The organism is Methanosarcina flavescens (genome assembly GCF_001304615.2).
In the GTDB taxonomy this organism is placed as follows: Archaea; Halobacteriota; Methanosarcinia; order Methanosarcinales; family Methanosarcinaceae; genus Methanosarcina; species Methanosarcina flavescens.
Genome location: NZ_CP032683.1, coordinates 2318874 through 2345871 on the forward strand (window position 1 = coordinate 2318874; position 26998 = coordinate 2345871).

The window sequence follows — 26998 nt, forward strand, 5'->3', positions numbered from 1 at the left end:
TATGCTTACAATCGGGAAGTACAGAGATAACCATTAAGTATAGACATTGATTATAATTTTCATACATAATGAGGTTTTAATATGAGATGGCAAGGTAGCTCTAGAAGAAAATTGACCGGTGGGAAAGTTATTGCTGCCCGCGGGAAGCGTAAGTTTGAAATGGGCCGCGAATCTGCGGAAACTCGTATAAGTGAAGTAAAGAGGAAGAATGTCCACACAAGGGGTGGCAACAGGAAAGTAAGACTTCTCCAGTGTGATGTTGCAAATGTGACCAATCCCAAAGATGGAAAGACCACTCCTTCCACTATTGAGAGAGTTCTCGACAATGCTGCAAACAAGCACTACATAAGGCGTAACATTCTGACAAAAGGCTCCGTAATAAGGACTTCCCTTGGAACTGCGAGAGTTACAAGCAGACCCGGGCAGGATGGAGTCGTAAACGCTGTATTAATCGAATAATTTCAATTAATTTTTTCCCGCAAATGGGGCCCTTTATCAAATTCTCTTACTTTGTGCCGGTGATCGACATGGATGAAAAAATTCGACATATACTGGAAATTCTTGAAAACGATGCCCGAACAAGTCCGGAAGAAATTGCATCCCTTACAGATATGTCTGCACAGGAGGTTTCCCAGACGATCGCAAAACTTGAAGAGACGGGAGTTATCCGGCACTATAAGACCATAGTTGATTGGGACCTGGTTGGGGAAAACTATGTTTATGCTGTAATTGAGCTGAAAGTAACCCTCGAGCGCAATCAGGGCTATCAAGCAATTGCAGAAAGAATTTACAAGTTTCCGGAAGTCAGATCAGTCAGGCTGTTATCCGGAGACTATGATATATCCCTTACCGTCCGAGGGAAATCGATGAAGGATGTGGCTTTTTTTGTTGCAGAGAAAATTGCAACCCTTGATCAGGTGCAGAGCACATCAACCCACTTTGTACTGAAGACCTATAAAGAAGATGGTGTTATCCTTCATGAACCTGAAACGATTGAAAGGCTACCAGTGTCGTTTTAATACGATCTGGCTTAAAGCCTGATCTCCCTATCCGATTTAACGTACTCATATAGTATTTTATAGGGTGTTTTGCTTGAGACCACCATGCGATCCTTCTAAGTTTGTTGCCGACGCTGTGAAAAATATTCCACCTTCGGGAATACGCCGCTTTTTTGATCTAGTTTCCGGACTTGAGGATATAGTCTCCCTTGGTGTAGGAGAGCCTGACTTTATTACTCCGTGGCACATCCGTGAAATGTGCATCCATTCCCTGGAAAAAGGGCAAACCTCGTATACCTCAAACTATGGGCTTCCAGACCTCAGAGATGCACTTTCCAGAACCTATTACAAGCGCTATGAGCTGGACTACGACCCTTCCTCCGAGATACTCATCACAACAGGTGTAAGTGAAGCTCTGGATATAGCAGTAAGGACAGTAGTCAACCCAGGCGATGAGGTTATTATCGTCCAGCCTTCGTATGTTGCATATGTGCCTTCTGTTATTCTTGCAGGGGGTAAGCCTGTTATCGTTTCCACTTACAGGGAGGACGATTTTAGTCTGACTGCCGAAACCCTCAAACCTGCGATCACAGACAAAACAAAGGCAATAATTCTCAACTTCCCTAATAATCCAACTGGAGCGATTATGACACAGGAAGAGCTTGAGGGCATTGCCGATCTTGTTGTGGAGAACGACCTGTTTGTTATTTCGGATGAAGTTTACGAGTGCCTCACTTATGAAGGTAAGCATGTCCCATTTTCTTCTCTTGACGGAATGAAAGATCGTACTGTCATGCTCAACGGATTCTCCAAAGCTTATGCAATGACAGGGCTCAGGCTCGGTTTTGCAATGGGCTCACCTGAAATTATACACTCAATGATGATGATCCACCAGTATTCCATGCTTTGTGCTCCCATAACCGCACAGATAGGAGCAATCGAAGCTCTCCGCAATGGTAACGAGGAAATGGAGAGGATGGTCAGAGAATATGACCGGCGCAGGCACTTTATAGTCAGGGGTTTTAACAGGATAGGGCTTGAGTGTTGCAACCCTAAAGGAGCATTTTATGCCTTCCCTTACATCGGGAATACCGGCCTTTCCTCCTCTGAGTTTGCAGAACGTCTTCTGGACGAAAAGAAAGTCGTTACAATTCCCGGGGACGTTTTCGGAGAAGCAGGTGAAGGCTTCCTACGCTGCGCCTATGCAGCATCAATAGATGATATTAGAAAAGCCCTGGATAGAATGGAAGACTTCGTTGATGGGTTAAAGCAGTAAATTCTGCCTGATCCTTTCAGGTTTCTTCTCAATACTTTTATTCCAGGCCTCTTTTCAATATTTTCATCAAATCCTATTTGTCTTTCAATTAACTCTTTTTTGTTTGGCTCTGTTTTTGAGGATATTTTCTTTTAGACTTACAATTTCTGCGGCTGTGCTGTAACTGTGCGGCTGCCGAAGTTAGTTAATTATATAGTTAATTATATATACAATTTCCAGGCTCAATTAGCTTGAAGTTTATGAAGCCGATTATTCCTGAAGATGAACGCTCTAAAGAACCTCTTGACACTGATAGGGTTATTTATCACCCGGATATGATAAGAGCCAATGAATGGGTTCTGACCGAGTATGAAGCTCCATACAGGGAACTCTGTATCTTCGTGCCCTGTGCCAAAAGGAAACCCTATCATGAAAGCCCTTCTCATAAAAAATTCGACAGGGTGATCTTCGGGATTGCAAAACCTGAGGATGTACATATAGTAACCTTCGGAACCTGCGGGATTACGCCGAGGGAACTTGATACCCAGTATCCTTTCATGCATTACAGTTTCATGATGGGAAAATGTAACGTGGCAAAGATCAAGCGGGATTTTATTAAAATGGAAAGCGAAAGGCTTGCAGCTTACCTTGAGAAAACAAGGAACAACTACAAGCACAGGATAGCTTACTGTATCGGGGATTTCCGTACTGCAATGGAAAAAGCCGTGGAAATGGTCGATATAGAGGTTATTATCGTACCGAAAGAATCAACTATTCAGAAAATGATTCAGCCCGATAAACCCTTCATTTACAATAGCCTTTCTTCCAGAGAGTATCTTCAGGATCTTTCCGATGCGATTACCGATGTTCTTAAGCTGCCAAAAAGAAAAGTCGGCCTTAAGGAAGACCTCTCGGTCGACGATACGGACTGGTATGTCCTTTAAGAATTTTCCCTTTTTCCTTCCTAAAAATCCCCTTCCATTACTTACTAACTGCAATATATCTGGATCTGGTTTCGGTACTGATATTCCCCGAATTATTTATTGTTAAACTGACAGTGTAATTTCCTGATTTACTGTATGTGTATACAGGATTCTTGTCCGTTGAAGTATTTCCGTCTCCAAAAGCCCATCTCCATGAAGCTGGCGATCCTGTGCTCTGGTCAGTAAAACTAACACTAAGCGGTGCAGGCCCTGAAGTCGGGTATGCAGAGAAAGCAGCGACAAGGGAGTTTGAAACTGCAATATAACCGGATTTTGTTAACACGTTAGTGCCATTTTCATTACTTGTTCTCAATGTAACATTGTATAGTCCTGATTTATTGTACGTGTGTACAGGATTTCTCTCTGTTGAGCTATTTCCGTCTCCAAAAGTCCACCTCCACGAAGTTGGAGACCCTGTGCTCTGGTCAGTAAAACTGACAGTAAGAGGTGCTTTTCCTGAAACTGGTGATGCAGAGAAGCTGGTAACAGGAATATCCAGGACGCCTGAAACAGCAACATATCTGGATTTTGTCAATACGTTGCTTCCATTTGCATTGCCTGTTGTCAATGAAACAGAATAAAGCCCTGGCTTACTGTATATGTATAAAGGATTTCGTTCTGTTGAATTATTTCCGTCCCCGAAAGTCCATCTCCATGATGTCGGTTCCCCTGTGCTCTGGTCAGTAAATCTAACCGTAAGAGGTGCTTTTCCCGAAGTAGTAGATGCAGAGAAACTGGTAACAGGAGCGGCTAAAGTATTCGAAACAGCAATATAACCGGTTCTTGTCAGTGCATTACTGCCATTTGCATTGCTTGCTGTCAATGTAACGGAGTATCGCCCTGATTTATCGTACGTGTGTACAGGATTCTTTTCTGTTGAAGAGTTTCCGTCTCCAAAAGCCCATCTCCATGAGGTTGGAGATCCTGTACTTTGGTCAGTAAAACGAACAGTAAGCGGCATGCTTCCTGATGAAGGGGACGCAGAGAATTTGGAAACAGGAGCATCTAAAACGTTTGAAACAATAACATATCTTGACTTTGTCAACGCGTTACTGCCGTTTGCATTGCTTGTTGTCAATGTAACAGAGTATCGCCCTGATTTATTGTATGTATGTACAGGATTTCTTTCTGTTGAAGAGTTTCCGTCTCCAAAAGCCCATCTCCATGAGGTTGGAGATCCTGTACTCTGGTCAGTAAAACGAACAGTAAGCGGCATACTTCCTTCAGTTGGAGATGCTGAAAAAGCAGTGACAGGAACAGTATAGCCATGATTCAACATCAAAGTACCGTTCTCAGAGCTTACATTTACATAGCCTGACTTTGTTAACCTATTACTGCCATTTGCGTTACTTGCTGTCAATCTCACAGAATAGAGTCCTGATTTATTGTACGTATGCACAGGATTTTTTTCTGTTGAATTATTCCCATCCCCGAGAGCCCATCTCCATGATGTCGGTTCCCCTGTGCTCTGGTCAGTAAAACTAACCGTAAGAGGTATTTTTCCTGAAGCCGGGGATGCAGAGAAATTGGCAACAGGAGTAGTTAAAACATTTGAAACAGCAATATAGCCGGCTTTAGTCGATGTATTACTGCCGTTTGCATTGCTTGTTGTCAATGTAACGTTGTATAGTCCTGGTTTATTGTATGTGTACACAGGGTTTCTTTCTGTTGAAGTGTTCCCATCCCCGAAAGCCCATCTCCATGAAGTTGGAGACCCTTTACTCTGGTCAGTAAAACTAACGGTAAGAGGAGCTTTTCCTGAAGTGGTAGATGCAGAGAATCTGGTAACAGGAATATCCAGGACGCTTGAGACCGCAATATATCTTGATTTTGTCAATGTGTTACTGCCTTTCTCATTACTTGCTGTCAATCTCACAGAATAGAGTCCTGATTTATTGTATGTATGCACAGGATTTTTTTCTGTTGAATTATTTCCGTCCCCGAAAGTCCATCTCCATGAGGTTGGAGATCCTTTTCCCTGACCAGCAAAATCAACAGTAAGCGGTGCTTTTCCTGAAATAGGAGACGCAGAGAAACTGGTGACAGGAGCATCTAAAGCATTTGAAACAACAATATAACCGGATTTTGTTAATGTATTACTGCCATTTGCGTTACCTACTGTTAATGTAACAGAGTATAATCCTGCTTTGCTGTATGTATGTACGGGGTTCTCCCCGGTTGAATATGTGCCATCTCCAAAAGTCCACCTTCTTGAGGTTGGGTGCCCTGTACTCTCGTCCGTAAAACTAACCGTAAGAGGTGCTTTTCCTGAAACTGGAGATGCAGAAAAAGCAGCAGTAGGGGCTTCATTCCCATTTGAAACCGTGATATAGTCTGATTTCATTACTCTATTGGGGTTCCCTGTTTCGTTTAATGTCAATGTAACGGAATATTTCCCCGGTTCTCTATATATGTGTACAGGATTCTTTTCCGTTGAATATGTTCCGTCTCCGAAAGTCCAATTCCATGAGTTTGGCGAGCCTGTGCTGTGGTCAGTAAAATTAACAGTAAGAGGGGTTTTTCCTGAGGTTGGCGATGCAGAAAATACTGGACGTGCCAGAACATTTACTGTTTCAGATCTGGATTCAGTACCGTTTTTATTGTTTACTGTAAGCGTTACTTTGTAATTTCCTGCTATAGAGTAAGTGTGTGCTGGGTTCTGCTGATTTGAGCTGGACCCATCTCCAAAGTCCCAGTTCCACCTATCTACATTCCTCGAGAGATCCGTAAACTGGACAGAAAGGGGAGCATAACCGGATGTGAGATTACTGCTGAAGTTTGCAAACGGAAGTAAGGGTTGTGGCGGAATGGGAGTTATGAACTGACCAAAAGCAATGGGGCTGAAACCTGTATTTATCATGTCTATAACCCTGCTTTTAGCTGCGTCGATTATAGAAACCGTTCTTCCTAGATTATCGTCGCTGCCAAAGTTAGCTACGTATACCTTTGTTCCATCTGGGCTGACTGCGATTCCGTAAGGACTTCTTCCGACTCTCACGGTATTTATGACAGTTTCTGTTGCAGTGTCAATTATGGAAACATTGTTACTGCCTTCGTTTGCCACGTACACCTTTGTCCCATCCGGGCTGACTGCAACTCCCATAGGCCATTTCCCTGCAGGCAGTGTGGCTGCAATTGTATCTGAATTCGTGTCAATTACAGAAATAGTGCCATCTTCACAATTCGTTACATACAGTTTTGTTCCCGCCTGGTTAACTGTAACCCCAGAGGGGCCAAGTCCAGCTTTCACAGATGCAATAACCTTGTTTGTGCCTGTATCAATTACGGAAATATTATTGCTATAGCGGTTCGCCACATATACTTTTTTTCCATCAGGTGTGATTGCAACCCCCAGTGGGTTAGCTCCTACAGGTATAGTGCCTATAACCGTGTTTGTAGCTGTGTCAATTATAGATACACCGTTGATATCACGATTTGCCAAAAATACTTTTTTTCCATCTGGTGTGACTGCAATTCCACAAGGGCTGTATTTGTACCCAATGTCTATAGTGGCTGAAACCTTTTTTGTAGCGGTATCAATTACAGAGACAGTACCACGGCCCTTGTAATTGACGTTCGTCACGTATACTTTTGTTCCATCCGATGAGACCGCAACCCCAAGAGGGTTTTTTCCTACAGGTACAGTGGCTGTAACAGTATTCGAACTCGTGTTAATTACAGAAACTGTGTTGCTGTTAAAGTTCGTAATATATGCATATGAAGGTGCAGGAATACCTTTTGGTACAACATTTACTGTAGCAAGCTTTGTATCCGTACCATTCGGATTGCTTACTTTCAGGGTAACGGTATAGATTCCCGCTTCAGAATATGTATGTGTGGAGTTCTGTTTTGTAGAGCCATACCCATCTCCAAAATCCCAGCTCCACTCTGTCACATTCTCCGATTGACAGGTAAACTGCACAGGTACTGAAAGGAAAACATAATCTGATGTAATATTGCTGCTAAAGTCCGCCAGAGGATAAACTGGCTGTACCGGGATAGAGCCTATAGACTGACCTGAAACACGAGGGCTCGTTCCTACAAGCATCGTGGCTGTAATAGTATTGGTTGCAGTGTCAATAACAGAAACTGCGTTGTAGAGATTGATCGCTACATACACTTTTTTTCCATCCGGGCTGACTGCAACTCCTGCCGGGTTGGGTCCTACAGGTATCGTGGTTGTAACTTCGTTTGTAGAAGTGTCAATTACCAGGATACTGCTAAAAGCCTCATCATTACTGGCCACATATACCTTTGTTCCTTCCGGGTTGACTGTAACCCCAGAGGGAATTCCCCTTATTTTCATTGTGCTGGTAATGCTATTTGTTGCCGTGTCAATTACCGAAATGCTTCGGTTATCAGAGTTCACCAGGTATACCTTAGTTCCGTCCGGCGCGACCGCAATTTCCTTAGGTCCTTTTCCTGCGGATACCGTGGCTGTAACCTTGTTTGTGGCAGTGTCAATTACCGAGACCGTTTTCTCCCCATAGTTTGTTACATATGCCTTTTTTCCATCCGGACTTACCGCTACTCCCGCAGGATTTTTCCCTGTATTCACTGTGCTTACAACAGTATTTTTGGCGGTATCAATTACAAAAACATTGTTACTGCCTTCATTCGCTACATATACTTTTTTTCCATTCGGATTGACTGCAATTCCTTTAGGAGAACTTCCTGCAGGCACCGTGGCTATAACAGTGTTTGTCGCCGTGTCAATTACAGATACATCATTGCTATGAGCATTTGCCACGTATATCCTTGTCCCATTCGGATTAATTGCAACTCCCACAGGATTTGACCCTACAGATATCGTAGCCATAACTTTATCTGTGGCTGTGTCAATCACAGAGATATTGTCACTCTCTTCGTTTGCAATATATGCAAATGGCGAGGCGCCTGCTATACTTACCAGAATTAAATAAGCAAGTACTGTTGTCCCCAAAACTTTATTGAAGGTATACCCCCTAAATATTCTATTACCTCTTGTCTCTTCCATTCAGACCCTCAACATATGAATTATAAACTAGTTGACAATTTGAATAAACTTGAAACTTAGTCAGCCTTTAGAATATTATAGCAATTCATCGAAACCAGAGTCAAACTCTTTGAAATTAGGGTTTAACTCTTTGAAATCAGAGTTTTTTGGCTTAAAGTGATTATCGCAACCAGATGCGGCTACATAAATAACAGGTACGAAAATTCCCCCAGAACTATGTAAAATAGTTGTAAACTACAACATAATAATCTTTCTTTTATTAACAGTTCAACAATAATAATTTTTACTGTTGTAATTAATTTTCGTAAATTTTTAGTTTCTTTAAAAAAAGTTTCAAAAAGGAGGTTTTAGAAGTTAATATTCGCTGCCCGGATCGATAACAATAAAAAGCAAAAAGCCTCTACTAATAAACTCGATTTATTAGGATATTTGCGAGGTACAGTCTTTATAGATACTTTTTTTATTAACATCAGGAAAAAATACTTGAAAAACAGTTTGCCACACTCGAATTTCCGTAACATCAATTATTGCGGAAGCAGTATATATGACGATTATTGTAAAATAAGATACAAAAAAATGAATATATTTATTGTAAGTAGAGGTATAATTTTAGATTAAAAACCAGGTCTGTAGATTGTGAAAGCTGTAAACTATGGATATTCCTCCTGTACCAATTCTCTATATTTCCTCAACAGCATTTTACGTGCATTTCTATAAACTGGCGCGCAATAGTGCGAAAGCGAAACCGGTGTATTCGACCGGAAATCCTAGATTTGTGAAATTATCAAAGTTATCAACAATTCCATCCCTGTAGACTTCACTGTTGTTGTTATGCTTTATTTTTGCTTCTCTAATGCTTTCTGACGGATCTGTATCCACATAAACCACAGTTTCTGTTCCGGCATATAATTGAGTGTTCGATGTATCGAATATAAAAATTAAGATGAATATAAAAGAAAACAGAGCTCTATTCAAACTAACCCTCTCCACCTACTCAAATTAACCCTTCCTATCTGCTTATATTCTCATTATTCTACTTTAATTTTCCTTGTTTTATTATCATGAATTTAAAAATTTTATTATACTCAATTTCCTGATTATATTAGTGAATTTAAAATTCCAAGCCAGGCTAGAGATTATCAAGTCAATGAAGAGCCCGATTTCAAACTCCTGCCCAGAACAGGCTGTGAGTGGTAGAGGTTTTACTTTTCTTAGGTTTGTCTTTTGAGCATATTTTCAGCCATACAGTTAACTTTAAATAACTTTACAATTTTTTAATTATTACACAATATGTAAAATTTATGAGAGTCTCTGGTGAAAATATTGTCATCATACACATTTCTAAGTCAGGGAAATCATCAGTGAAAGAAACTGGATAGGGGGTAAAAACGAGAAAATTATTTTGAGTGTCTGGTTTGTTTTTGTCTTATTTTTAAAGGCTGACCTCAAAATCTGGTTTACAGGTAACTGTGACCAATTCCTTACGATCCACCTTAACTGATCCATCGATCAACTGATATTATCGATCCAAACGATCCAATATCAAATCCCTTAATTCTGGGATATCCTGTGATACCTTACATAAATTCCCCGTATCCGGTTATTAACTCAGACAATTGCTAAAAAGACAAAATCGTGCTACTTAATTTAAAATTCTACTACGGGGCTTACCATGAAGCAAGTAAAAGAAACATCCAGAATGATTTTTATAGTAGCTCTCACGCTTCAGCTGATGACCGCAGGAAGTGCAGCAGCTGCTATGATTTATGTAGGTAACAGTACTGATCAGGTTGTAAACTTCACTTCTATCCAGGCTGCAGTAGATGCTGCAAATCCAGGGGATGAGATAATTGTCAAACCCGGTATTTACGAAGAGAATATTGTAATTACCAAGAACATATCCATTGTCTCAGAATCCGGAAATTTCTCCGATACCATAATCCGGGCAGCTGATAGTTCTCAGGATGCTCTCTGTATCTGGACAAACGGCGTAAGCATTAAAGGTTTTAGTATTAACGGATCCGAATCTGCTGGGATTCACTTTTTCGGGGTTATTGACTGCCGAGTTGAGAACAATAAACTGTCCAATAACAGCTGTGGTATCGATCTATACATGATAAGTTCACGTAACACGATTGATAATAATGAAATCTCAGACTGCACCACCGGCATCAGCATTAGTGGAAGCTGGAACAATAATTTGAGCAATAACTCAATCTCAAACTGCAGTAACGGTGTTTCACTTTTTGACTCCCCTAACAATATCATTGAGAATAATATAATCTCAGAAAATATAGAAGGCATTTCTCTCACAGGCGAATCAAACGGCAATACCCTGTCTAATAATAATGTAGTTCTCAATGAGGAACTTGGGATACATATTTACGAGGCTTCGGGCAATCTGATTTACAACAATTATTTTAATAACACACTGAACGTAAAATCCAATGCCATTTGGGACACGAATATCTGGAACATTACCAGAACCGAGGGTATTAACATAGCTGGTGGCCCTTACCTGGGAGGTAACGTCTGGACAAGGCCTGATGGGGTTACATATCCTCAGGGAGTCCGGGATGCCGACTTTGATGGAATCCTTGATTCCCAGTACAGCATTGAAGGTACCCAGTTCACAGATTATCTTCCTCTCAAAGAATTAAAGCCTGTAACGCTTACTGTAAATAACAGTACAGGGCAGGCTGCTGATTTTACCTCTATTCAAGCTGCAATAGACAATGCGTTCCCAGGTGACACAGTTCTTATTTCCCCGGGAATCTATGAAGAAAACGTTGATGTATACGTAACAAACTTAACCCTTACTTCCGAACCCGGTAGCAGTGGTGATACCATTGTTAGAGCAGCCAGCGCTCTGGACGACGTTTTCTATGTTATTGCAGATGGAGTGACAATTCGCGGGCTGAATATAACAGGACCCGTAGATTCCCCAAACGCAGGCATCCGTCTTAATGGAGTTAAACACTGCAATATTGAAAATAATCAGATATCTACCTACAGTGACATATTAAATGCTTCCATAGATAACTTAAATACTTCCAGTGAGAACAGTTCCCTCATTCTCAATAATTCAAGTTCGGAAACAGGATTTGGAATTCTCCTCGACTCTTCCAGCACCAATATACTGGACAATAATACTGTGTCCGGGGATGGAACCTTAATTCTTCTCCGCAGTTCCACGGAGAATAAACTTAACAACAATTCGGTATCCGGAAGCAACTACGGTATCTTGGTAGACTCCTCCAGCAATAATACTCTGAACGGGAATAATCTGTCAAACAATGAAGTCGGTGCCTATCTAAAGACTTCTAGCGGAAATATCCTTAATAACAGTACAGTATCAAACAACACAGTTTCCGGTATTTATCTATGGGATTCTGTTGGAAACACATTGAGTAATTCCACAGCATCGAGAAATAATGCTTCTATTGTTCTGCAGAATTCCAGTTCAAATCTGATTGATAATAACACTGTATCCAGTAGCAACTACGGTTTCTGGCTGTACTCTTCCAGCAACGATAATAAGCTAGATGGCAACACAGCATTAAATAACAGGATCGGTGTCCATATTAATGCATCAAGTGGAAATGTTCTTACAGACAACACTGCATTAAACAGCATTAGATCCGGAATTAGTTTATGGGATTCGGTTGAAAACACGCTAATTAACAATGCAGCTTCGGGCAGCGACAACTCGATTTTCCTGCACAATTCCAGCAAAAATACACTTGTCAATAATACTGTATCTAACAGCAGTTACGGAATGTGGGTTGCTTTTTCCAGCAACAATAACCTGAGTAATAATAGTGCATCGAATAATACATTCGGTCTCTACTTGAAAAATTCCACTGCCAATCGACTGTCAGATAACTGGATAAGCTCAAATTCCAGACTCGGGATCTATATGGGCTTCTCAAGGAGTAATATTTTGAGCAAAAACAGGATTATCTCCAACTCGGAATATGGACTTTACATGTTGGAATCCGGAAACAGCTCGATTTATAATAATTATTTCAACAACACAAACAATACCTATCTTAGAGGCTTAAACATAGGTACGAACTTGAACACAACCCTGGTACGGTCAGAGAATATCCTCAATGGGGATTATCATGGGGGAAATTTCTGGGCTACACCAGAAGGAGATGGCTTTAGCCAGACTCACACTGACAAAGATGGCGATGGTATCTGTGATGTAGCTTATATTGTGGATAAAGAGTTCGTTGATTATCTGCCTCTTGCAGATCCTCGTACCATAAATCAGTCCTGAGAGCTGCAAAAGAGCATTTCCCTGACTGTTAGGAGACTAGCAGCAGGGATCTGCTGGCATGACCAGAGATCCGGGCTGCACAGCTTCTTAGAGGGATTTATAAGAAGCTGTACTTTTTTTACTCGAAAAATTGAAAAAGAATGAATAATCAATCATTAAAATGGATATAAATAAAAAGAATAACAGGTTACTTGAGAGCCAGTACTCACTAAAAATAACGCGGCTCCTTAAAAACGATCAACCACTGAAGCGATCCTTAATGAAAACGATCAATCACTTGAGGTTTTGTCTTTTGGGCTTTCCTCAAGGAACTTCTGAAGCCATACGATATCAAAATACGTTCCGAACTTCGTTCCTGCAGCTTTGAACCTGCCACACTCTACTTATTTCGAGATCCTTATTTATCACGATTTATATTTATAATTTATTATCAGTAAGATTATATTTATATACTTATATTGTATTATTCCCTGCATAAGTAATCCGATCCTATCAGTGTTTCAGGCAGGACTTTGATATTTAGGGGGTCTAAAAGTCCGAAAGCCAGAATGACCATTGAATTGTTGTGTCTCATTCAGGTAAGTGAGTACTGAAAATAAAAAACATAAGAGAAGATATTTCTCAATGTATTTCTATAGAAGTGAAAAATAGATGTTTCTTAAACAAGACAAAATTGTAGAAAAAATCCGTGAAATTCCTGTTACACTTGGAGATGTTTCCGAAAGCATCTTCGGAGGTGTAAACACAAAACACAGACTACTTCACAGGCTTGCCCTTCCTGAGGAAGGAGGTTCAGACTCGTTTTATCTTTGCGAGGGCATGTGTAAACCTGTATTTTTAGAGCCTGAACTTGTCTATCCGTATGTGTCAGAGGCTTTTTCCGAAAAATTCACATTTCATCCTTCACCTTACGGTTTTATGCTGCCTTATGAATTGTCTGAAGGGGGAAAAAAGAGAGAATACGCTGTAATTCCTCCTGAAGAGCTCAGGGCAAGGTTCCCTATGACTTACGGCAGAATTCTTGAGTTCAAAAGAGAATTCCGCCATGACAACTCGCCTCTTAAATCTTCAGACTATAGTATACGCGGTAGAAAGTTCATGGAGTATCTCAACACTCCTAAAATTATTGCTACTGAGGGTTATCATCTGCAGGCTGCATACGATGCTACCGGTAATCATGTGTTTGAGAACGGGTGCGGTATTGTCCTCAAGGACTCGAGTAAGTATGCTTATGTTACTGCGGTTCTTAACAGTTCTATTGCCAGACTCTTTCCTTCAGTCTGTAAGTCTGAAATGACATACTCAGAATATACTGCACCTGCAGTAATGAAACATTTCCCAATTGTGTTTCCTGATAACAGGTTAACCGAAGATCTCATAAACACTATCTCCAGTTACCTTTCATTCCTTAACAGGCAAAAGTGTGCAAGAGATTACTGGGTTCCGGACTGGCTTCGGGAACTTATAGATTTCTACGAGCAGGTCTCAAACCTTCTGGTGCTGGATACTTACTTCTTAAACAGCCTTGATCAAGGGCTTCTGAATGCTCTTGAGGAAAATATCCATCCTTATGCTGGAGATCTGAGTTCTGGAGAAAACGATCCTGAGGACAGTGATAGTCTCCTTAATGCGCTGTATTATATAAAACAGAAAATCCTTGAAGCTTCAAGTCCTGAAAAGTACAAGTTCAATATGGGACTGCCTGAAATTCTCAATTTCTATCAGAGTAGTGAAGAATTTTAAGGCATCCTTTTTATTCTTTACTAAATTTCAGGGGGTTTATCCATCATTATTTTACATTTAGATTTTTATCAAAAAGTTTATATATTTTGACCTCCCCACACCCAGGGGGTAAAAAGTACTCTCAGGGCAGAAAATTAGTTTTCCGGTAGATGACTGAACCTGTGTAAATAGTTTTGCTGCTTCAAGATGAGTTTCCAAACTCCATGCTGCAGAGTTCTGGCAGCAAATCAAGCGAGTTATTCCCTCCTTAATGTTAGAATATTCTTGAAAATTTCTGCTCTGAGAGAATTTTAAACTTCATGGAGTTGAGATCAGGGTTTCTATAACGCATGAAGAAGTCCAGAAGGCTGACAAAGAAGAAATGCTGATATAGAGGTTACAGTGCCAATTTCAGGAATCTTTGAAAAAGTCGGTAGTGAGGAGATCCAGGTATATGAGCTTCCCGGAGGAAAGATGACAAAAATCGTCCATAACGGTCCTTATGAGGAATGCAGTCAAAATTACGAAAAATTATTCTCCAGATCTGCAAAAACAGGAAGGGTAATTTCCGGACTTATTCTCGAAGTGTACTTCAACCATCCAAGAGAAGTTCAACCTGAAGAAATACTAACTGAAATCTATGCGCTCAGCGGCTAATCAGGGAAGCTCTTAAAATCTTCCCCTGGTATAATTTCATTCTTTTCTTTAAATCCGTACTCTTTAGTTTTCTATCCTTTCTCTTTATCAGGCGTATCAAGTCTGAGTTGTACCGTGAAATATCCCTCTATGAAATCTTCGGCTTTTGGTTCAGTTCCGAGGATGAGCTACCTACGAGTACTTCAATCATCAACTTGACTCTCCAAAAGTCTCAATTTCTTATGAAATTTGTACTTCTGAGGAAGGGATTTCTTGCAGTGCCTCCACATTCCCCGAGTTAAAAAGCTCTGTATACCTCCCAACTTAATGCAAAAACTTATATATCTTGGTCTTTGTAATTATTATAACATCTTATGTTTTTTAGCTCCGTTCGGATGATTCCCCCTATTCACAGAACGATTATTCATAAAAGGAAGGTAGTCCTATTTCCCTGCAAATTCATACCGCTGCATTTCCCTATATGGGAGCATTAATTTTTTCGGGGCTTATATCGGCCTTGCTTGCAATCAAAGCATACAAGTCCTTTAACTACCGCAGGATGTATTTTCCCAAGTATTTCATACTTATTATGTTAAGTATGTCTCTCTGGTCCTTGAATTATGCTTTTGAAGTTGGACTTATGGACATTGAGCTCAAATATCTCTTTGCCCGTTTTGAATATATTGGGGTTGCGTTTGCTCCTGTAGCGTGGTTTATGTTTGCAGCTGAGTATTCAGGGGTTGGTAAAGAATTCATTAGAAAGTATGAAAATGTTTTTCTCATGCTTCCTTTTCTCGCAATTTTCTCAATGCTTACAAATAGCTTTCATAGAATGCATTTTACAACATATTACCTGGATATCTCAGGAGGCTTCCCACTTCTAGTACTCGTACATGGGCCTTTCTTCTGGATATTTTACATCTATTCTCTCATTTTAATCCTATTTGGAGTTTTATTCTTCCTCAAGCAGTATGTCCATTTAACTACACCCTATAAGGCTCAGGCAGCAATTGCTCTCACGGCAGCCTTCATTCCAATTCTAGGGAACATTCTCCATATCGCAGACATAGGTCCTTTTGCATTCTTTGATCCTACTCCGTTTGCATTTACAGTCACGGGTTTGATTCTTTTTTGGGGCATTGTGCAGCATGAGTTCCTCAGTATTATCCCGATTGCGAGAGGAAGCGTAATTGAGTCTATGCGCGATGGATATATCGTGGTAGGCCTTAGGGATTCCATAGTAGATATCAATAAGGCTGCTCTTGAACTGGCAGGAAAAACAGAAAAAGAGGTTATCGGGAAAAACCTAAATGATCTTTTTGGGGATGAAGTGAAGATACCTCAGAGTGAAATGGGTACGGGCACCTTCAGCAGAGAAATTTCCCTGAAGAACGGGCTTGAAACAAAGTACTTTACTTTTAGTATCAGCCCTCTTATGACAAAAGATCATGAAGAGGGTAAGCTGATAATGATCCATGATATTACAGAAACTTACAAGTATCAGGAAGCTCTGAGACAGGCTAATAAAAAAATAAATCTTATGAGCAATATTACCAGACACGATATTCTCAATCAGGTGAATGTACTTTCTGGTTATACCGAACTGATTTCAGAAACTCTTCCTGAAGATGTCAGGAGTGATCCTCGAATTGGAAAGTATCTTCTAAATCTCAATAAAGGTATAGAGACAATTCACAGCCAGATTGTTTTCACCAAAGACTACCAAGAACTTGGAATAGTTTCCCCTACCTGGCAATCCATTAGTGATACGGCAAAAGAAGCAGCCTTCCCTTTCTCCGGTCAGAACATTAAATTTTCCATCGAGGAGAGCGGACTGGATGTATATGCCGATCCTCTACTTAAAAAAGCCTTTTACAACCTTTTTGATAATGCAAGGGCACATGGAGAACATGTAACCGAAATTATTGTTAGTTCTCGCAGGGTTGAAGATAGTCTTGTAATAGAAATAAAAGATAATGGCATAGGAGTTCCTCCTGAAATGAAAGAACTGATTTTTGAAAAATCCGTTGGGAAAAACACAGGGTTAGGACTTTTCCTTGTAAGAGGCATTCTTTCCATTACAGAGCTGGAAATAAGAGAAACCGGAATCGAGGGTAAAGGTGCTACATTTGAGATTACAGCACCTCCGGGTAACTGGCGCATTAATACTTCTCAGTAAAACTTACAACTTTAAGTGTTTGAAACTTCCTGAGGCCTGATCTCTTTTTTTCATTCTATTTTTATATAATTTTATATCTTCACTTTAATATATTATCAAATACATGATAATACTTCAAAAAGCATTCTTTCAGCTGATAAGTCCATTCTGGTGACAAAATGAATAAATTTACCCTAAGAGAGAGATTTGAGAAGGCACTCAAAGGAGTGGCATTAGATATCGTCCCTGTCTGTTCGGTAACCCAGACCGGCACTGTCGAACTTATGGAAATGACTGGGGCATACTGGCCCCAGGCAAATTACAATGCCGAAAAGATGGCTGCTCTCGCACTGGCAGGATATGAGATTGCGGGATTCGAGAATGTACGCTGTCCTTTCGACATTACCGTGCTTGCCGAAACGCTTGGCTGCACAGTAGATGAAGGAAGTATAGATATACAGCCCTATATAACGGATTTCCCCTGCAAAAAAAAGAAAGATGTAAGGGATATAACAGTTCCGGATTCACTCCTTGAGAGCAGACGAACCTCAGTAGTGCTGGATGCCGTTGAGATTCTGAACGAAAAAGTAGGGGAGACCGTACCTGTTGTTGCCGGAGTTGTGGGCCCTGCAGGACTTGCCTCCATGCTTGCAGGAATGGAAAATTACCTTATGTGGTTCGTGACAAACCCTGATGTAGTTGAGGAATTTATGGGAGTTCTTATTGATGCATGTATAGAGTACGCCAATGGTCTGCTCGAAAGAGGGGCTCATGCCATAACTCTTATAGATTCCGAGGCAGGACCTGATATTATTTCTCCTCAAATGTTTGAAACATCGGTCTTCCCTTTGTATAAAAAATTTTGTAGGGAAGTAAGAGGCTTTAAGGTTCTTCATATGTGCGGCGACGCTACTGCAGTGCTTGACCCGCTCGCAGATGCAGGCTTTGACGGAATAAGCATTGAAGAAAAAGTAGACGTCAGTTCCGCAAAGAGAATTACAGGTGACAGAGTACGCCTTATAGGAAATGTTTCCCCTTCTGATACTCTTCTGACAAAAGGGACTGAAGCAGTCCTCATTGAAGCTACTGCCTGCCTTGAGGACGGAATTGATATTCTTGCCCCGGGCTGCGGGCTTGCTCCCCATACTCCACTTGAGAACATAAAAACGCTTGTCAGAGCGAGAGATAACTACTTCTCACAGTGAGTTTTCGTTAAGAGCCTCCTGTTAAGTACTTTCAAAAGAGAGCTTTATCTCGCTTTCCTTTATATTTTCAGAACCCTTGAGGCTTATGAATGCTGCAGAAGCCAGTATAAATGCACAGCCTGCAAGTGTCTCGGAAGGCAATCCGATTCCCAGTACAGCAATATCAAAGAATACTCCGCTGACAGGTTCTACCAGAGCAAGAAGGCTGCCGGTCTGGGCTTTAAGATTAGCAAATCCCAGAATGGTAAATATCTCTCCAAGACCTATGGACACTATTCCAAAGGTTATAAGCACCTTCAGGTTACCGTAAAGTGCGTCAGGAGAAACCTCTAATGCAAAGGGGCTTAGAAGCAAAAGGGCGACCCCCATGGGCCAGAACATGATTGCAAGTTCAGGATATTCTGCTTTCAAGATTTTTACGTTCATGATTAATGCCGCAAAGATTACTCCTGAGAGCAACCCGGCTGCAATACCAAGCATATAGTCGCCTGTAAGTTCAATGCCCGAGAGGTTTTCCGGCTTTACTATAAGGAATACTCCCATAATTGCTATAAAGAGGGCAGATATACTTTCCTTCCTAATCTTCTCATTCAGGATAAGAGGAGAGGCAAGCATTACGTAGAAGGGGGCCGTGTACTGGAGCAGGATAGCAATAGAGACGCAGGTAATTTTCAGGCAGGTAAAATAGAGCAACATGCATGCGACTACAAGCACTCCTTGAAGGAGAAGGCTTCCCTTTCTTTTCTTTAATTTCAGATCTGAGGTTTTTCCCCTGGCAGTTATATATATACAAAGAAACAGAAGACCAAAAAATAGTCTGTAAAATATTATGGGAGCAATTGACATATCGTGAATGCGGTCAATGAAGAGCCCATTCATGCCGTAGAATATACAGCCTGCAATTACTGCGAGATGCGGCTTTTTGCCCTCCAGAAACATTCAACAGGGATACGCCTGTACCATTTATATACCTGCTGTAAATGTCATAGAATTAAGTTTGAAAATTCCTGGATCTTCAGTTTGGGAATAATTAATTATTAGCCCGTCGTTTTAAGGGCAGTTAGTTAGAGTTCAAATTTAGTTGTTGGAGTTAAAGCCTCTCAAGTTCAGCTTTACTTTTTGTCTCATCTGTCAGCTTTTTAACTAATTCATCTTCAAGCTCCTTGTTTACAAGAATAATGAATTCCACGGTGTCTGTATACATTTCCTTCCTAATAACTCCATATTTCTCGATCAGATTTCTTACTTTCTGGCTTTCCGCATATCCCAGACATACTCTTAATTTAACCTGCTCCAATACCTCGACAATTCCTGCCTCTTCAATAGCAGCAAGTGCTGTATCCCTGTATGCTCTTGAAAGTCCCCCAAAACCCAGTTTTATTCCCCCAAAATATCTGGTCACGACCACAACTGCATTCCGGATCTCCTTTGACTCCAGTATTTTAAAAATAGGTTTTCCTGAGCTGCCTGCGGGCTCTCCGTCATCGTCATATTTGAGTGCAAAGGAACTTTTTTCTTTTACAAAATAAGCCGAAACATTATGATTTGCATCCCTGTTTAATTCCTTTATCTTTTTTATGAAAGCTTTTGCTTCATGTTCACTTTCTACAGGTCTGGCGTAACCTATGAACAGAGAATTCTTGAATTCTTTTTGAGCCTTGCCACAGGACTTAAGAGTTTTGTGATTTTTCAGTGTTCTGCCTCAAACGGCTTTCACATATTTTTTCCAAACCGGGTGTTTACAGGTTTGTATTCCTTCAACGGAAGGATATCATACCACCTTTAAATACTTTTCTGTCTCCAAATAATCCTTCTTTTTGATCTTCTACTCATTTATTCGCCTTCTGTTATTTATTTTAGATACTTTAATTATAAATAAATTAGAAGGATTTTTATAATTCTTATCTTATTACAAGTAGTCTGGAGGTATGCATTCTAATCATATAAACTATATTGTTATATTATTTTTTTTGCCAAATCGAAAAGTTTTAATGTAATTGGCTGGTCATGCATAAATATCTCATAACAAAATCATAGGATTTTGTATGAGCTGGGTGTAAAAAGGAAGAGAACTTTAGAGGTATTATTAATGAAAAAAATGTTAAAGATTATGGCAATGCTCCTTGTTATTGCCACAGTTGTCTTTGCAGCCGGCTGTGCTGAGCAGGCCGAACCAGAGGCAAACGAGGGAGCAGAAGAAGTGACTGACGAAGCAGCAATTCCAGTAGCAGATGAAGCTGCCCCCGCAGAAGAAGTAGCAGCTGAAGAAGCTCCAGCCGAAGAAGCTGTAGTCGAAGAAGAAGCTGCAACTGAAGACGTTGTAGCTGACGACGATGCTGTCGCTGACGATGACGCTGTCGCTGACGATGACGCTGTCGCTGACGATGACGCTGTCGCTGATGACGATGCTGCCGCTGACGACGATGCTGCCGCTGACGACGATGCTGCAGAAGAACCAGCCGCTGACGACGATGCTGCCGCTGACGACGATGCTGCAGAAGAACCAGTCGCTGAATAAGCCTAATTCTGCAATGTAAAGAAGAAATTATCTAAGTAGCCTTTTTAAAAGGCTACATTTTTCCGTTTTTCAAAATTAGTTTTGCATGAGCTAATTCTGATTTTACGTTTCCTGATGTCGAAAACTCCAGAAAATATTAAATAAAGTGATTGTGACTTTTCGTTAATTTTATTAGGGAAGATTTTGAGGAATAGTTGCTAACTTATTAATAAAAATCTGCGTTATCTTTTTTAAGTTGATTTAAAACCTTTTTAAGTTGATTTGATGATCCATTTGCTTTTTATTTTGCTATGGAATGTTTCAAGAGAACACCACAGGTGGGTTAAATAAGAGACTACTAAGTTTATCTTAAATGCACCCACTAGTTATACTTTTTGACGGACCTATTTCAGTCCTTGATCCTGAAATGATCGGGAGAGGTTTTAAACGTCATTAAAGACCTTGCAAAAGAAAGGCATACAATGGGTGCGGTAACTCAGGAGATGGGCTCTGCAAGAGAAATAGGAGATCGTGTGCTCTTCATGGATGACTGCATCGTAGTAGAGAACGATACTTCCCAGGAAATCTTCTTAAATGTCCGGAATGAGAGGATAGTATCGCCTTTGAGTAAGGTTTGTAATGCAGTGTTTAATTTGATTTTTCTATTTTTTAAAAATAGCAACCTCTTAACTAGAATTTCAATCAGTTTTCATAAATTTTATGTAATAGTTTCTCTTAATTACCCATATTGTTATCGAGGCTAAAAAATGATAGAAACCCTGAAAGCCTATCTTGATCTTATTCGTGCTCATTTTCTTCCGGCATGGCCTCTGATCTCCTGCTCTGGATTGATGCTTGCTTTTGCAAATTATGGTGGTTTTTCATGGGAATTGACTCTCAAGGTGGCTCTGATGGGTCTGCTTGGGTTTGAGGCAGGTTTTATACTTAATGATTATGTGGACAGGAATAGAGACAGACTTGATGTGGAGAACACGCTCACAAGGTACTGGAGGCCTTTTAAAGAGAGACCCATCCCTTCAGGAAAAATTTCTTCAAAAAATGCCCTCCTGTTGTTTATTCTGCTTATAGCAGTCATTTCAGCCTTGATTTTCACGCTTCCCTATCCAAACTCTTTATATGTATTTGCAATTATGCTGTACTCTTACGGCATAGAGGCTTTTTACCAGGTAAAAAAGAGAAATCAGAGTTATCCGATTGCCCAGCTTTCGGGCAGGACGGACTTTACGCTTTTTCCGGCGGCAGGTTATCTCTGCTACGGGCAGCCGGACATAACCATGCTACTATATATGGTTTTTTTATATCCATGGACAATGGCTCACCTTGGATTAAACGACTTTATAGACCTGAAAAATGACCGGGCAAGAGGTATGAAATCCATAACCGTGCTCTATGGTGAGAAAGGGACGATATACTGGATTATAGGCTTTACAATCCTACATCTACTTGCAGGAGTTGTCTTTGTGAGGGAACTTGGAAATATTGTCCCTTATGGTTTTCTTGCAGGGTTTGTACTTCTTGCAGGATCAACCCTCTATCTCTGGAAAGAAAAAAGTCCAGCAACAGGCTTGAAAGTGCTTCCCCTTTTTCACGTAGCTCTGGTCACCTATGCGATTTCGATTATCCTTGACTTTATCTACTGAACCGAAAAAACTAACTCTGTAGAAAGGGAGCCTTGGAGTTTTCTTCTTTTCCTTCGCTCTTCTTTTTCAGTCTCTTTTCAGTTCTCTATCTAGTCTTTTTGCCTTTCATCTTGCTCTTTTCGACTCTTTGCCTGACCTTTTCTGCCTTTCTCAAGTAAGATTTTACTCTAAGACGGAAAGTCCACTTCTTCGGAGGGCGAAGCCCGACAGATGGGCTGAAAGCCGTCAACTTCATTATAGTAAGCTTTATAAAACCTATATATCTTTTCAAAATGTGTAATATAATATGTTAAAAGCCTACAAATACCGAATCGATCCTAATAAATAAAAAGAAATGAACAAACTAAGAAATCAATCTCAGGGTTTGATTTACAGTACAATTTAGCGCACGAAGTAAAACCTTCTCCTACGCCTCATGGAGTAGTTCCGTAACAAGATTAGAGTATAAAGCTGAATAGTTGGGAAAAACTGTTCTAAGGATAGGAAGATTTGAGCATCTTCTAAATTATGCAATGTTTATGGGTATCACAATTCTAATCTAACTTTGATGTTAGAGGGTGGATGTGTCCTGATTACAAAACAAAGTATGACAGAGACCAAAGTATGACAGAGACATAAATGCTGCAATCAATATCAAAAATTCTTTCTTCAAGATCAAAATCTTATAGTTATCTGACACCTGCGGAACGTAGGGGATGGGTTTGTGGACTTGCGAACAATGGTTCGAAGAACGAAGCAAGAAGGTCCTTCCTCGCTTTCATCAGAAAGCAGGAGAGTTAGTTCACGTCAGCAGGATAAATTACCAGGATAGGTGAACCGGATATGAGAATAGCAGTCTGTGGGAAAGGAGGTAGCGGAAAAAGTACGATTTCGGCTCTCCTGGCAAAGGAAATGGCAAAAACTAAAAACGTGCTCGTGCTTGACATTGATGAGTCAAATTATGGGCTGCATAGCCAGCTGGGAATGGCAGCTCCACGGGACCTTATGGAATATTTCGGAGGGAAGAAGGGCTTTAAGGAAAAGCTGAGGGCAGCTCCAAAAACCACCCAGTTCTGGGGGTTTGCAGCAAATGAAGGTACTTCTGGACAGCCGGTGCAACAGCAGTCCCGATTTTTTAAAAACAGGTGGGGTTTTTCTGACCTCCCACCGGAATTTGTTGAGGAAAAGGACGGGGTAAAGCTGATGGCGGTTGGTAAAATCCATGATTTCGGGGAGGGTTGCGCCTGCCCAATGGGAACACTGACGAGGGAGTTTCTTGAAAACCTGGATCTCGGGAAAGACGATATTGTTATCGTGGATACGGAGGCTGGCACCGAGCATTTCGGGCGCGGGGTTGATAAAGACTTTGACCTCATTCTTGTAGTCATTGATCCCTCTTACGAATCCTTAAAGCTCTCAAAGAAATTCGATGAATTTGGTGCTCAGTGCGGATGTAAAGTTTATTTTGTGCTTAATAAGGTTGAGCCGGATATAAGGGAGGAAATGCTGGCATCGGTAAACTGCGTGAATGTTGTGGCTGAAATCCCCGCAAAAAGAGAGATCTTTAAAGCGTCTCTGAAAGGTGAAGAACTTGATTTCGAACTGGATGAAATCAAAAAACTTGCAGCGTTCCTGGAAAAAATTGAGCTATTGTAACATTGAGACATTTATCCATCAGCCGGGCAGTAAGCGAACAATCTCTGGTTTCGTTACGCCCCTTTATTTTGTAAATTTTTTACTGGCGGCGATTAAATCCTGATCCTCTGTTGCTTCTTTTAACATCTCAAATCTACGGTTATCCGCACTGCATCATAGTCAACTATTGGCTTTTTATGCAGTATAAGGTCCTTTCTCTCTTCAAGTTCCATAAACTCGATTCCTTCCAGATACTTTACGTCATTTCTATAAACTTCGAATATTTCTCATTTTTTCCTGCCTGTTAACTGATCGCAAAAGAGGAATACTTCAGAGCACTTATCCGAAAGTATATTATTGATCGTGTTATTTCAATAATGCAAAAGTTTATCTTGTCTCGGGCAGCACGTCTATTACCGGGCTGTCCTTATTGAACTTCAAACTTATTAAACCTCAAATCTTATTGAAATTGCGCTAATATCATTGAGAAAATAATTGAATTTGCTGATGCAATAACAAAAAATATATTTAATTTGTTATAAAGCAGGATTTTCCCTGTTTAGATGCTGGAGATATGAATTATGACTATGCGTGAGTACATGCTTGGAAATGTGGCAATTGCCCGCGGACTCCTTGAAGGCGGCGTGCAGGTTATTGCAGGCTATCCCGGAACCCCCTCTTCGGAAATTATTGATACGCTTGCATGCCGGGAAGATCGGGATTACCATATAGAATGGTCGGTTAATGAAAAGGTTGCAATGGAAGTCGCAGTCGGAGCTGCCTGGGCAGGCGTCCGTTCTGTAGTGACAATGAAGCATGTCGGGTTAAATGTTGCAGCCGACCCTTTTATGACTCTTGCTTATGCAGGCACGAAAGGTGGGCTGATCGCAATTGTTGCCGATGACCCTTCCTGCCACTCCTCCCAGAACGAGCAGGATACCAGGCGCTATGCCCAGTTTGCCCTTGTGCCCTGTTTTGATCCTTCAACCCCCCAGGAAGCCAAAGATATGCTTCCCTATGCTTTCGAATTCTCTGAAAAGTTTGAAGTCCCTGTAATCTTCCGGCCCACTACCCGGATCTCACACGGGAAATCTGATATCGAGCTGGGAGAGATCTCTGCAGAAAAGGCGCTTCCACATTTTGAAAAACTGCTTGACCGCTGGGTAATGCTTCCCAAGAATGCCCGCCCCCGCCATACACATCTCCTCTCGATCCAGCAGCCTATTGAGGATGCCCTTGCCGAATCTCCCTGGAATTCCCTTGAGCTCAAGTCTGAAGCAAAATTAGGGGTAATAAGTACAGGCATTGCGGCAATGTATGCAAAAGAGGCGCTTGTAGAGCTTCGAATTGAGGCTTCCTTCCTTAAAATTGGAGCTTATCCAATTCCAAGACGGCTGATTCTTGAACTGCTTAAAACCGTAGATGCCGTGCTTGTATTCGAGGAGCTTGAACCTGTTGTGGAAGAACAGGTAAGGATGATCGCACAGGAAGCTGGGATTGAGGTCTCAGTACTCGGGAAAGCTAACGGGTTTGTGCCCAGGGAAGGGGAACTGGATGTAGGTGCATTCCTTGAGGCTCTTAAGAAAACTTTTGACCTTGAGACAGAACTCGAACCGTCAGGCACGGCGATTGAGCTTGCACCCCGCCCGCCTGCCCTCTGTGCAGGTTGCTCTCACAGGGCAACTTTTTACTCCATGAGAAAGGTCTTTGGAAAAGATGCGATTTACCCCAGCGACATCGGCTGTTATACCCTCGGAATCCAGAGCGGCACGGTTGATACTACACTTTGCATGGGCTCGAGCATCAGCATTGCCTCAGGACTTTACCACGCAGGGGAAAAACGCCTGATTTGCTGTTCCATAGGGGACTCAACCTTTTTCCACACAGGCATGAACTCGCTCCTTAATGCAATTGTCAATAAAGCGAATATTACAGTTACAATCCTTGACAACCGCATTACAGCCATGACCGGGCATCAGCCAAATCCTGGTGTCGGGTTTACGGTAACAGGGGAGCCAACCGTTCAAGTCTCACTTGCCGAGCTCTGCAAAGCAATGGGTGCCGGATTCGTATCAGTTGTCGATCCTTACAAGCTTGAGGAAACTCAGGAAGCACTTAAAGCCGCAAAGGAATTTGAAGGTACAGCTGTGGTTATTGCCAGACAGCCCTGCGTGATTTCTGGAAAGAGGGCAGGCATACGTCGGGTCCCGTATATTGTTGACCCTGAAAAATGCGAAGGCTGCAAGCAATGTGTAAAGTTCGGCTGTCCTGCAATTGAGTTTGATGAGGAAAACAAATATGCTGTAATTACAGCACTCTGCAGCGGGTGCGGGGTCTGTGCCCAGATCTGCAAGTTTGAAGCTATTCAGGAGATGATGAAATGAGCCAGGCTGAGCAAAAAAAGTTTGACCTCCTTATTACGGGAGTAGGAGGGCAGGGCGCAATCCTTGCCTCAGACATTATCGGAAAAGCTGCCGTTACTGCAGGGCTGTCCATCCGGGCTGCGGAAACACACGGCATGGCCCAGCGCGGAGGCTCTGTTGTGAACCATATCCGGATCGGGCAAGCTTATGGCTCCATGATCCCGAAAAAAGGTGCAGACATTATGCTTGCCCTTGAGCCAATGGAAGCCGTAAGGTACCTGGATTTCCTGAAAGACGGTGGGGTTATTATTGTAAATACCCAGCCTGTAGTTCCTGTAACCGTTGCCTCGGGGCAGGCAAAATACCCTGAGGTTTCGGATATCCTTGATGCCCTGTCTGAAAAATACATAGTAAAAGCCTTCAATGCCGATGAACTTGCGTTTGAAGCCGGGAGCAGGCTTGCAATGAATGTCGTAATGGTAGGGGCAGTCTCAGGCTATCTGCCCATTCCGAAAGAAACCCTGCTTGAGAGCATAAAAGCCCTTGTGCCTCAGAAAACGATTGAGGTGAATCTCAGGGCTTTTGAGGCGGGAAGGCAAAAAGTAGAGGAAAGTTGAGCCTTAGG

The 26998-nt window shown here is 41.4% G+C and carries 17 protein-coding genes; 14 read left to right on the forward strand and 3 right to left on the reverse strand.

Annotation, left to right across the window (positions count from 1 at the left end; translation table 11 throughout):
• The first annotated feature begins 81 nt into the window (after nt 1-81).
• The 4 genes from AOB57_RS10170 to AOB57_RS10185 all read left to right on the forward strand — a co-directional run bounded on the left by AOB57_RS10170 (nt 82) and on the right by AOB57_RS10185 (nt 3197).
• Nucleotides 82-459: a 30S ribosomal protein S8e gene (locus tag AOB57_RS10170; protein WP_054299497.1), complete on the forward strand. Its 378-nt coding sequence runs from the start codon at nt 82-84 to the stop codon at nt 457-459.
• A 68-nt stretch (nt 460-527) separates the two neighbouring features.
• Nucleotides 528-1019: an Lrp/AsnC family transcriptional regulator gene (locus tag AOB57_RS10175; protein ID WP_054299496.1), complete on the forward strand. Its 492-nt coding sequence runs from the start codon at nt 528-530 to the stop codon at nt 1017-1019.
• Between the two features lie 73 nt (nt 1020-1092).
• Entirely contained in the window at nt 1093-2274 is a 1182-nt protein-coding gene (locus AOB57_RS10180; RefSeq protein WP_054299495.1) for an aminotransferase class I/II-fold pyridoxal phosphate-dependent enzyme, read from the forward strand.
• A 239-nt stretch (nt 2275-2513) separates the two neighbouring features.
• Nucleotides 2514-3197: a DUF5591 domain-containing protein gene (locus AOB57_RS10185; RefSeq protein ID WP_054299494.1), complete on the forward strand. Its 684-nt coding sequence runs from the start codon at nt 2514-2516 to the stop codon at nt 3195-3197.
• 37 nt (nt 3198-3234) lie between these two features.
• Here AOB57_RS10185 and AOB57_RS10190 read toward each other — a convergent pair whose 3' ends face one another.
• Complete coding sequence (locus AOB57_RS10190) at nt 3235-8232, reverse strand: PKD domain-containing protein (RefSeq protein ID WP_054299493.1); 4998 nt, start codon at nt 8230-8232, stop codon at nt 3235-3237.
• A 1672-nt stretch (nt 8233-9904) separates the two neighbouring features.
• On the opposite strand from AOB57_RS10190, the gene AOB57_RS10195 reads away from it, so the two are divergent.
• The 5 genes from AOB57_RS10195 (at nt 9905) to mtaA (ending at nt 18238) form a co-directional block, all read left to right on the forward strand.
• Complete coding sequence (locus AOB57_RS10195) at nt 9905-12517, forward strand: right-handed parallel beta-helix repeat-containing protein (protein ID WP_054299491.1); 2613 nt, start codon at nt 9905-9907, stop codon at nt 12515-12517.
• A 651-nt stretch (nt 12518-13168) separates the two neighbouring features.
• Nucleotides 13169-14260, forward strand: a complete 1092-nt coding sequence (locus tag AOB57_RS10200; protein ID WP_054299490.1) for a hypothetical protein — start codon at nt 13169-13171, stop codon at nt 14258-14260.
• 381 nt (nt 14261-14641) lie between these two features.
• Nucleotides 14642-14896 carry a GyrI-like domain-containing protein gene (locus tag AOB57_RS10205; protein ID WP_054299489.1) on the forward strand — a complete coding sequence of 85 codons (255 nt, stop codon included), beginning with the start codon at nt 14642-14644 and terminating at the stop codon, nt 14894-14896.
• Between the two features lie 460 nt (nt 14897-15356).
• Nucleotides 15357-17054 carry a histidine kinase N-terminal 7TM domain-containing protein gene (locus AOB57_RS10210; protein ID WP_054299488.1) on the forward strand — a complete coding sequence of 566 codons (1698 nt, stop codon included), beginning with the start codon at nt 15357-15359 and terminating at the stop codon, nt 17052-17054.
• Nucleotides 17055-17212: 158 nt separating this feature from the next.
• The gene (mtaA, locus tag AOB57_RS10215) at nt 17213-18238 is read left to right on the forward strand and encodes a methylcobamide:CoM methyltransferase MtaA (protein WP_054299487.1); all 1026 of its coding nucleotides are present in this window, start codon (nt 17213-17215) and stop codon (nt 18236-18238) included.
• A gap of 21 nt (nt 18239-18259) precedes the next feature.
• Here the strand turns inward: mtaA and AOB57_RS10220 are convergent, their stop codons facing one another.
• Both AOB57_RS10220 and AOB57_RS10225 read right to left on the reverse strand, forming a co-directional pair.
• On the reverse strand, nt 18260-19177 hold the full coding sequence (locus tag AOB57_RS10220) for a DMT family transporter (protein ID WP_054299486.1): 918 nt from the start codon (nt 19175-19177) through the stop codon (nt 18260-18262).
• A gap of 151 nt (nt 19178-19328) precedes the next feature.
• Complete coding sequence (locus AOB57_RS10225; RefSeq protein ID WP_054299485.1) at nt 19329-19931, reverse strand: IMPACT family protein; 603 nt, start codon at nt 19929-19931, stop codon at nt 19329-19331.
• Between the two features lie 396 nt (nt 19932-20327).
• Here AOB57_RS10225 and AOB57_RS14570 point away from each other — a divergent pair, with 396 nt between their 5' ends.
• From AOB57_RS14570 to AOB57_RS10255, 5 genes are all read left to right on the forward strand, one after another.
• On the forward strand, nt 20328-20756 hold the full coding sequence (locus AOB57_RS14570; protein WP_054299484.1) for a hypothetical protein: 429 nt from the start codon (nt 20328-20330) through the stop codon (nt 20754-20756).
• 746 nt (nt 20757-21502) lie between these two features.
• The gene (locus AOB57_RS10240; RefSeq protein WP_054299482.1) at nt 21503-22396 is read left to right on the forward strand and encodes a prenyltransferase; all 894 of its coding nucleotides are present in this window, start codon (nt 21503-21505) and stop codon (nt 22394-22396) included.
• Between the two features lie 822 nt (nt 22397-23218).
• Entirely contained in the window at nt 23219-24031 is an 813-nt protein-coding gene (locus tag AOB57_RS10245) for an ATP-binding protein (RefSeq protein ID WP_054299481.1), read from the forward strand.
• Between the two features lie 560 nt (nt 24032-24591).
• The gene (gene iorA, locus AOB57_RS10250; protein ID WP_054299480.1) at nt 24592-26394 is read left to right on the forward strand and encodes an indolepyruvate ferredoxin oxidoreductase subunit alpha; all 1803 of its coding nucleotides are present in this window, start codon (nt 24592-24594) and stop codon (nt 26392-26394) included.
• Entirely contained in the window at nt 26391-26990 is a 600-nt protein-coding gene (locus AOB57_RS10255; RefSeq protein WP_054299479.1) for an indolepyruvate oxidoreductase subunit beta, read from the forward strand. Before iorA ends, AOB57_RS10255 begins: the two co-directional genes overlap by 4 nt.
• Nucleotides 26991-26998: the final 8 nt, after the last annotated feature.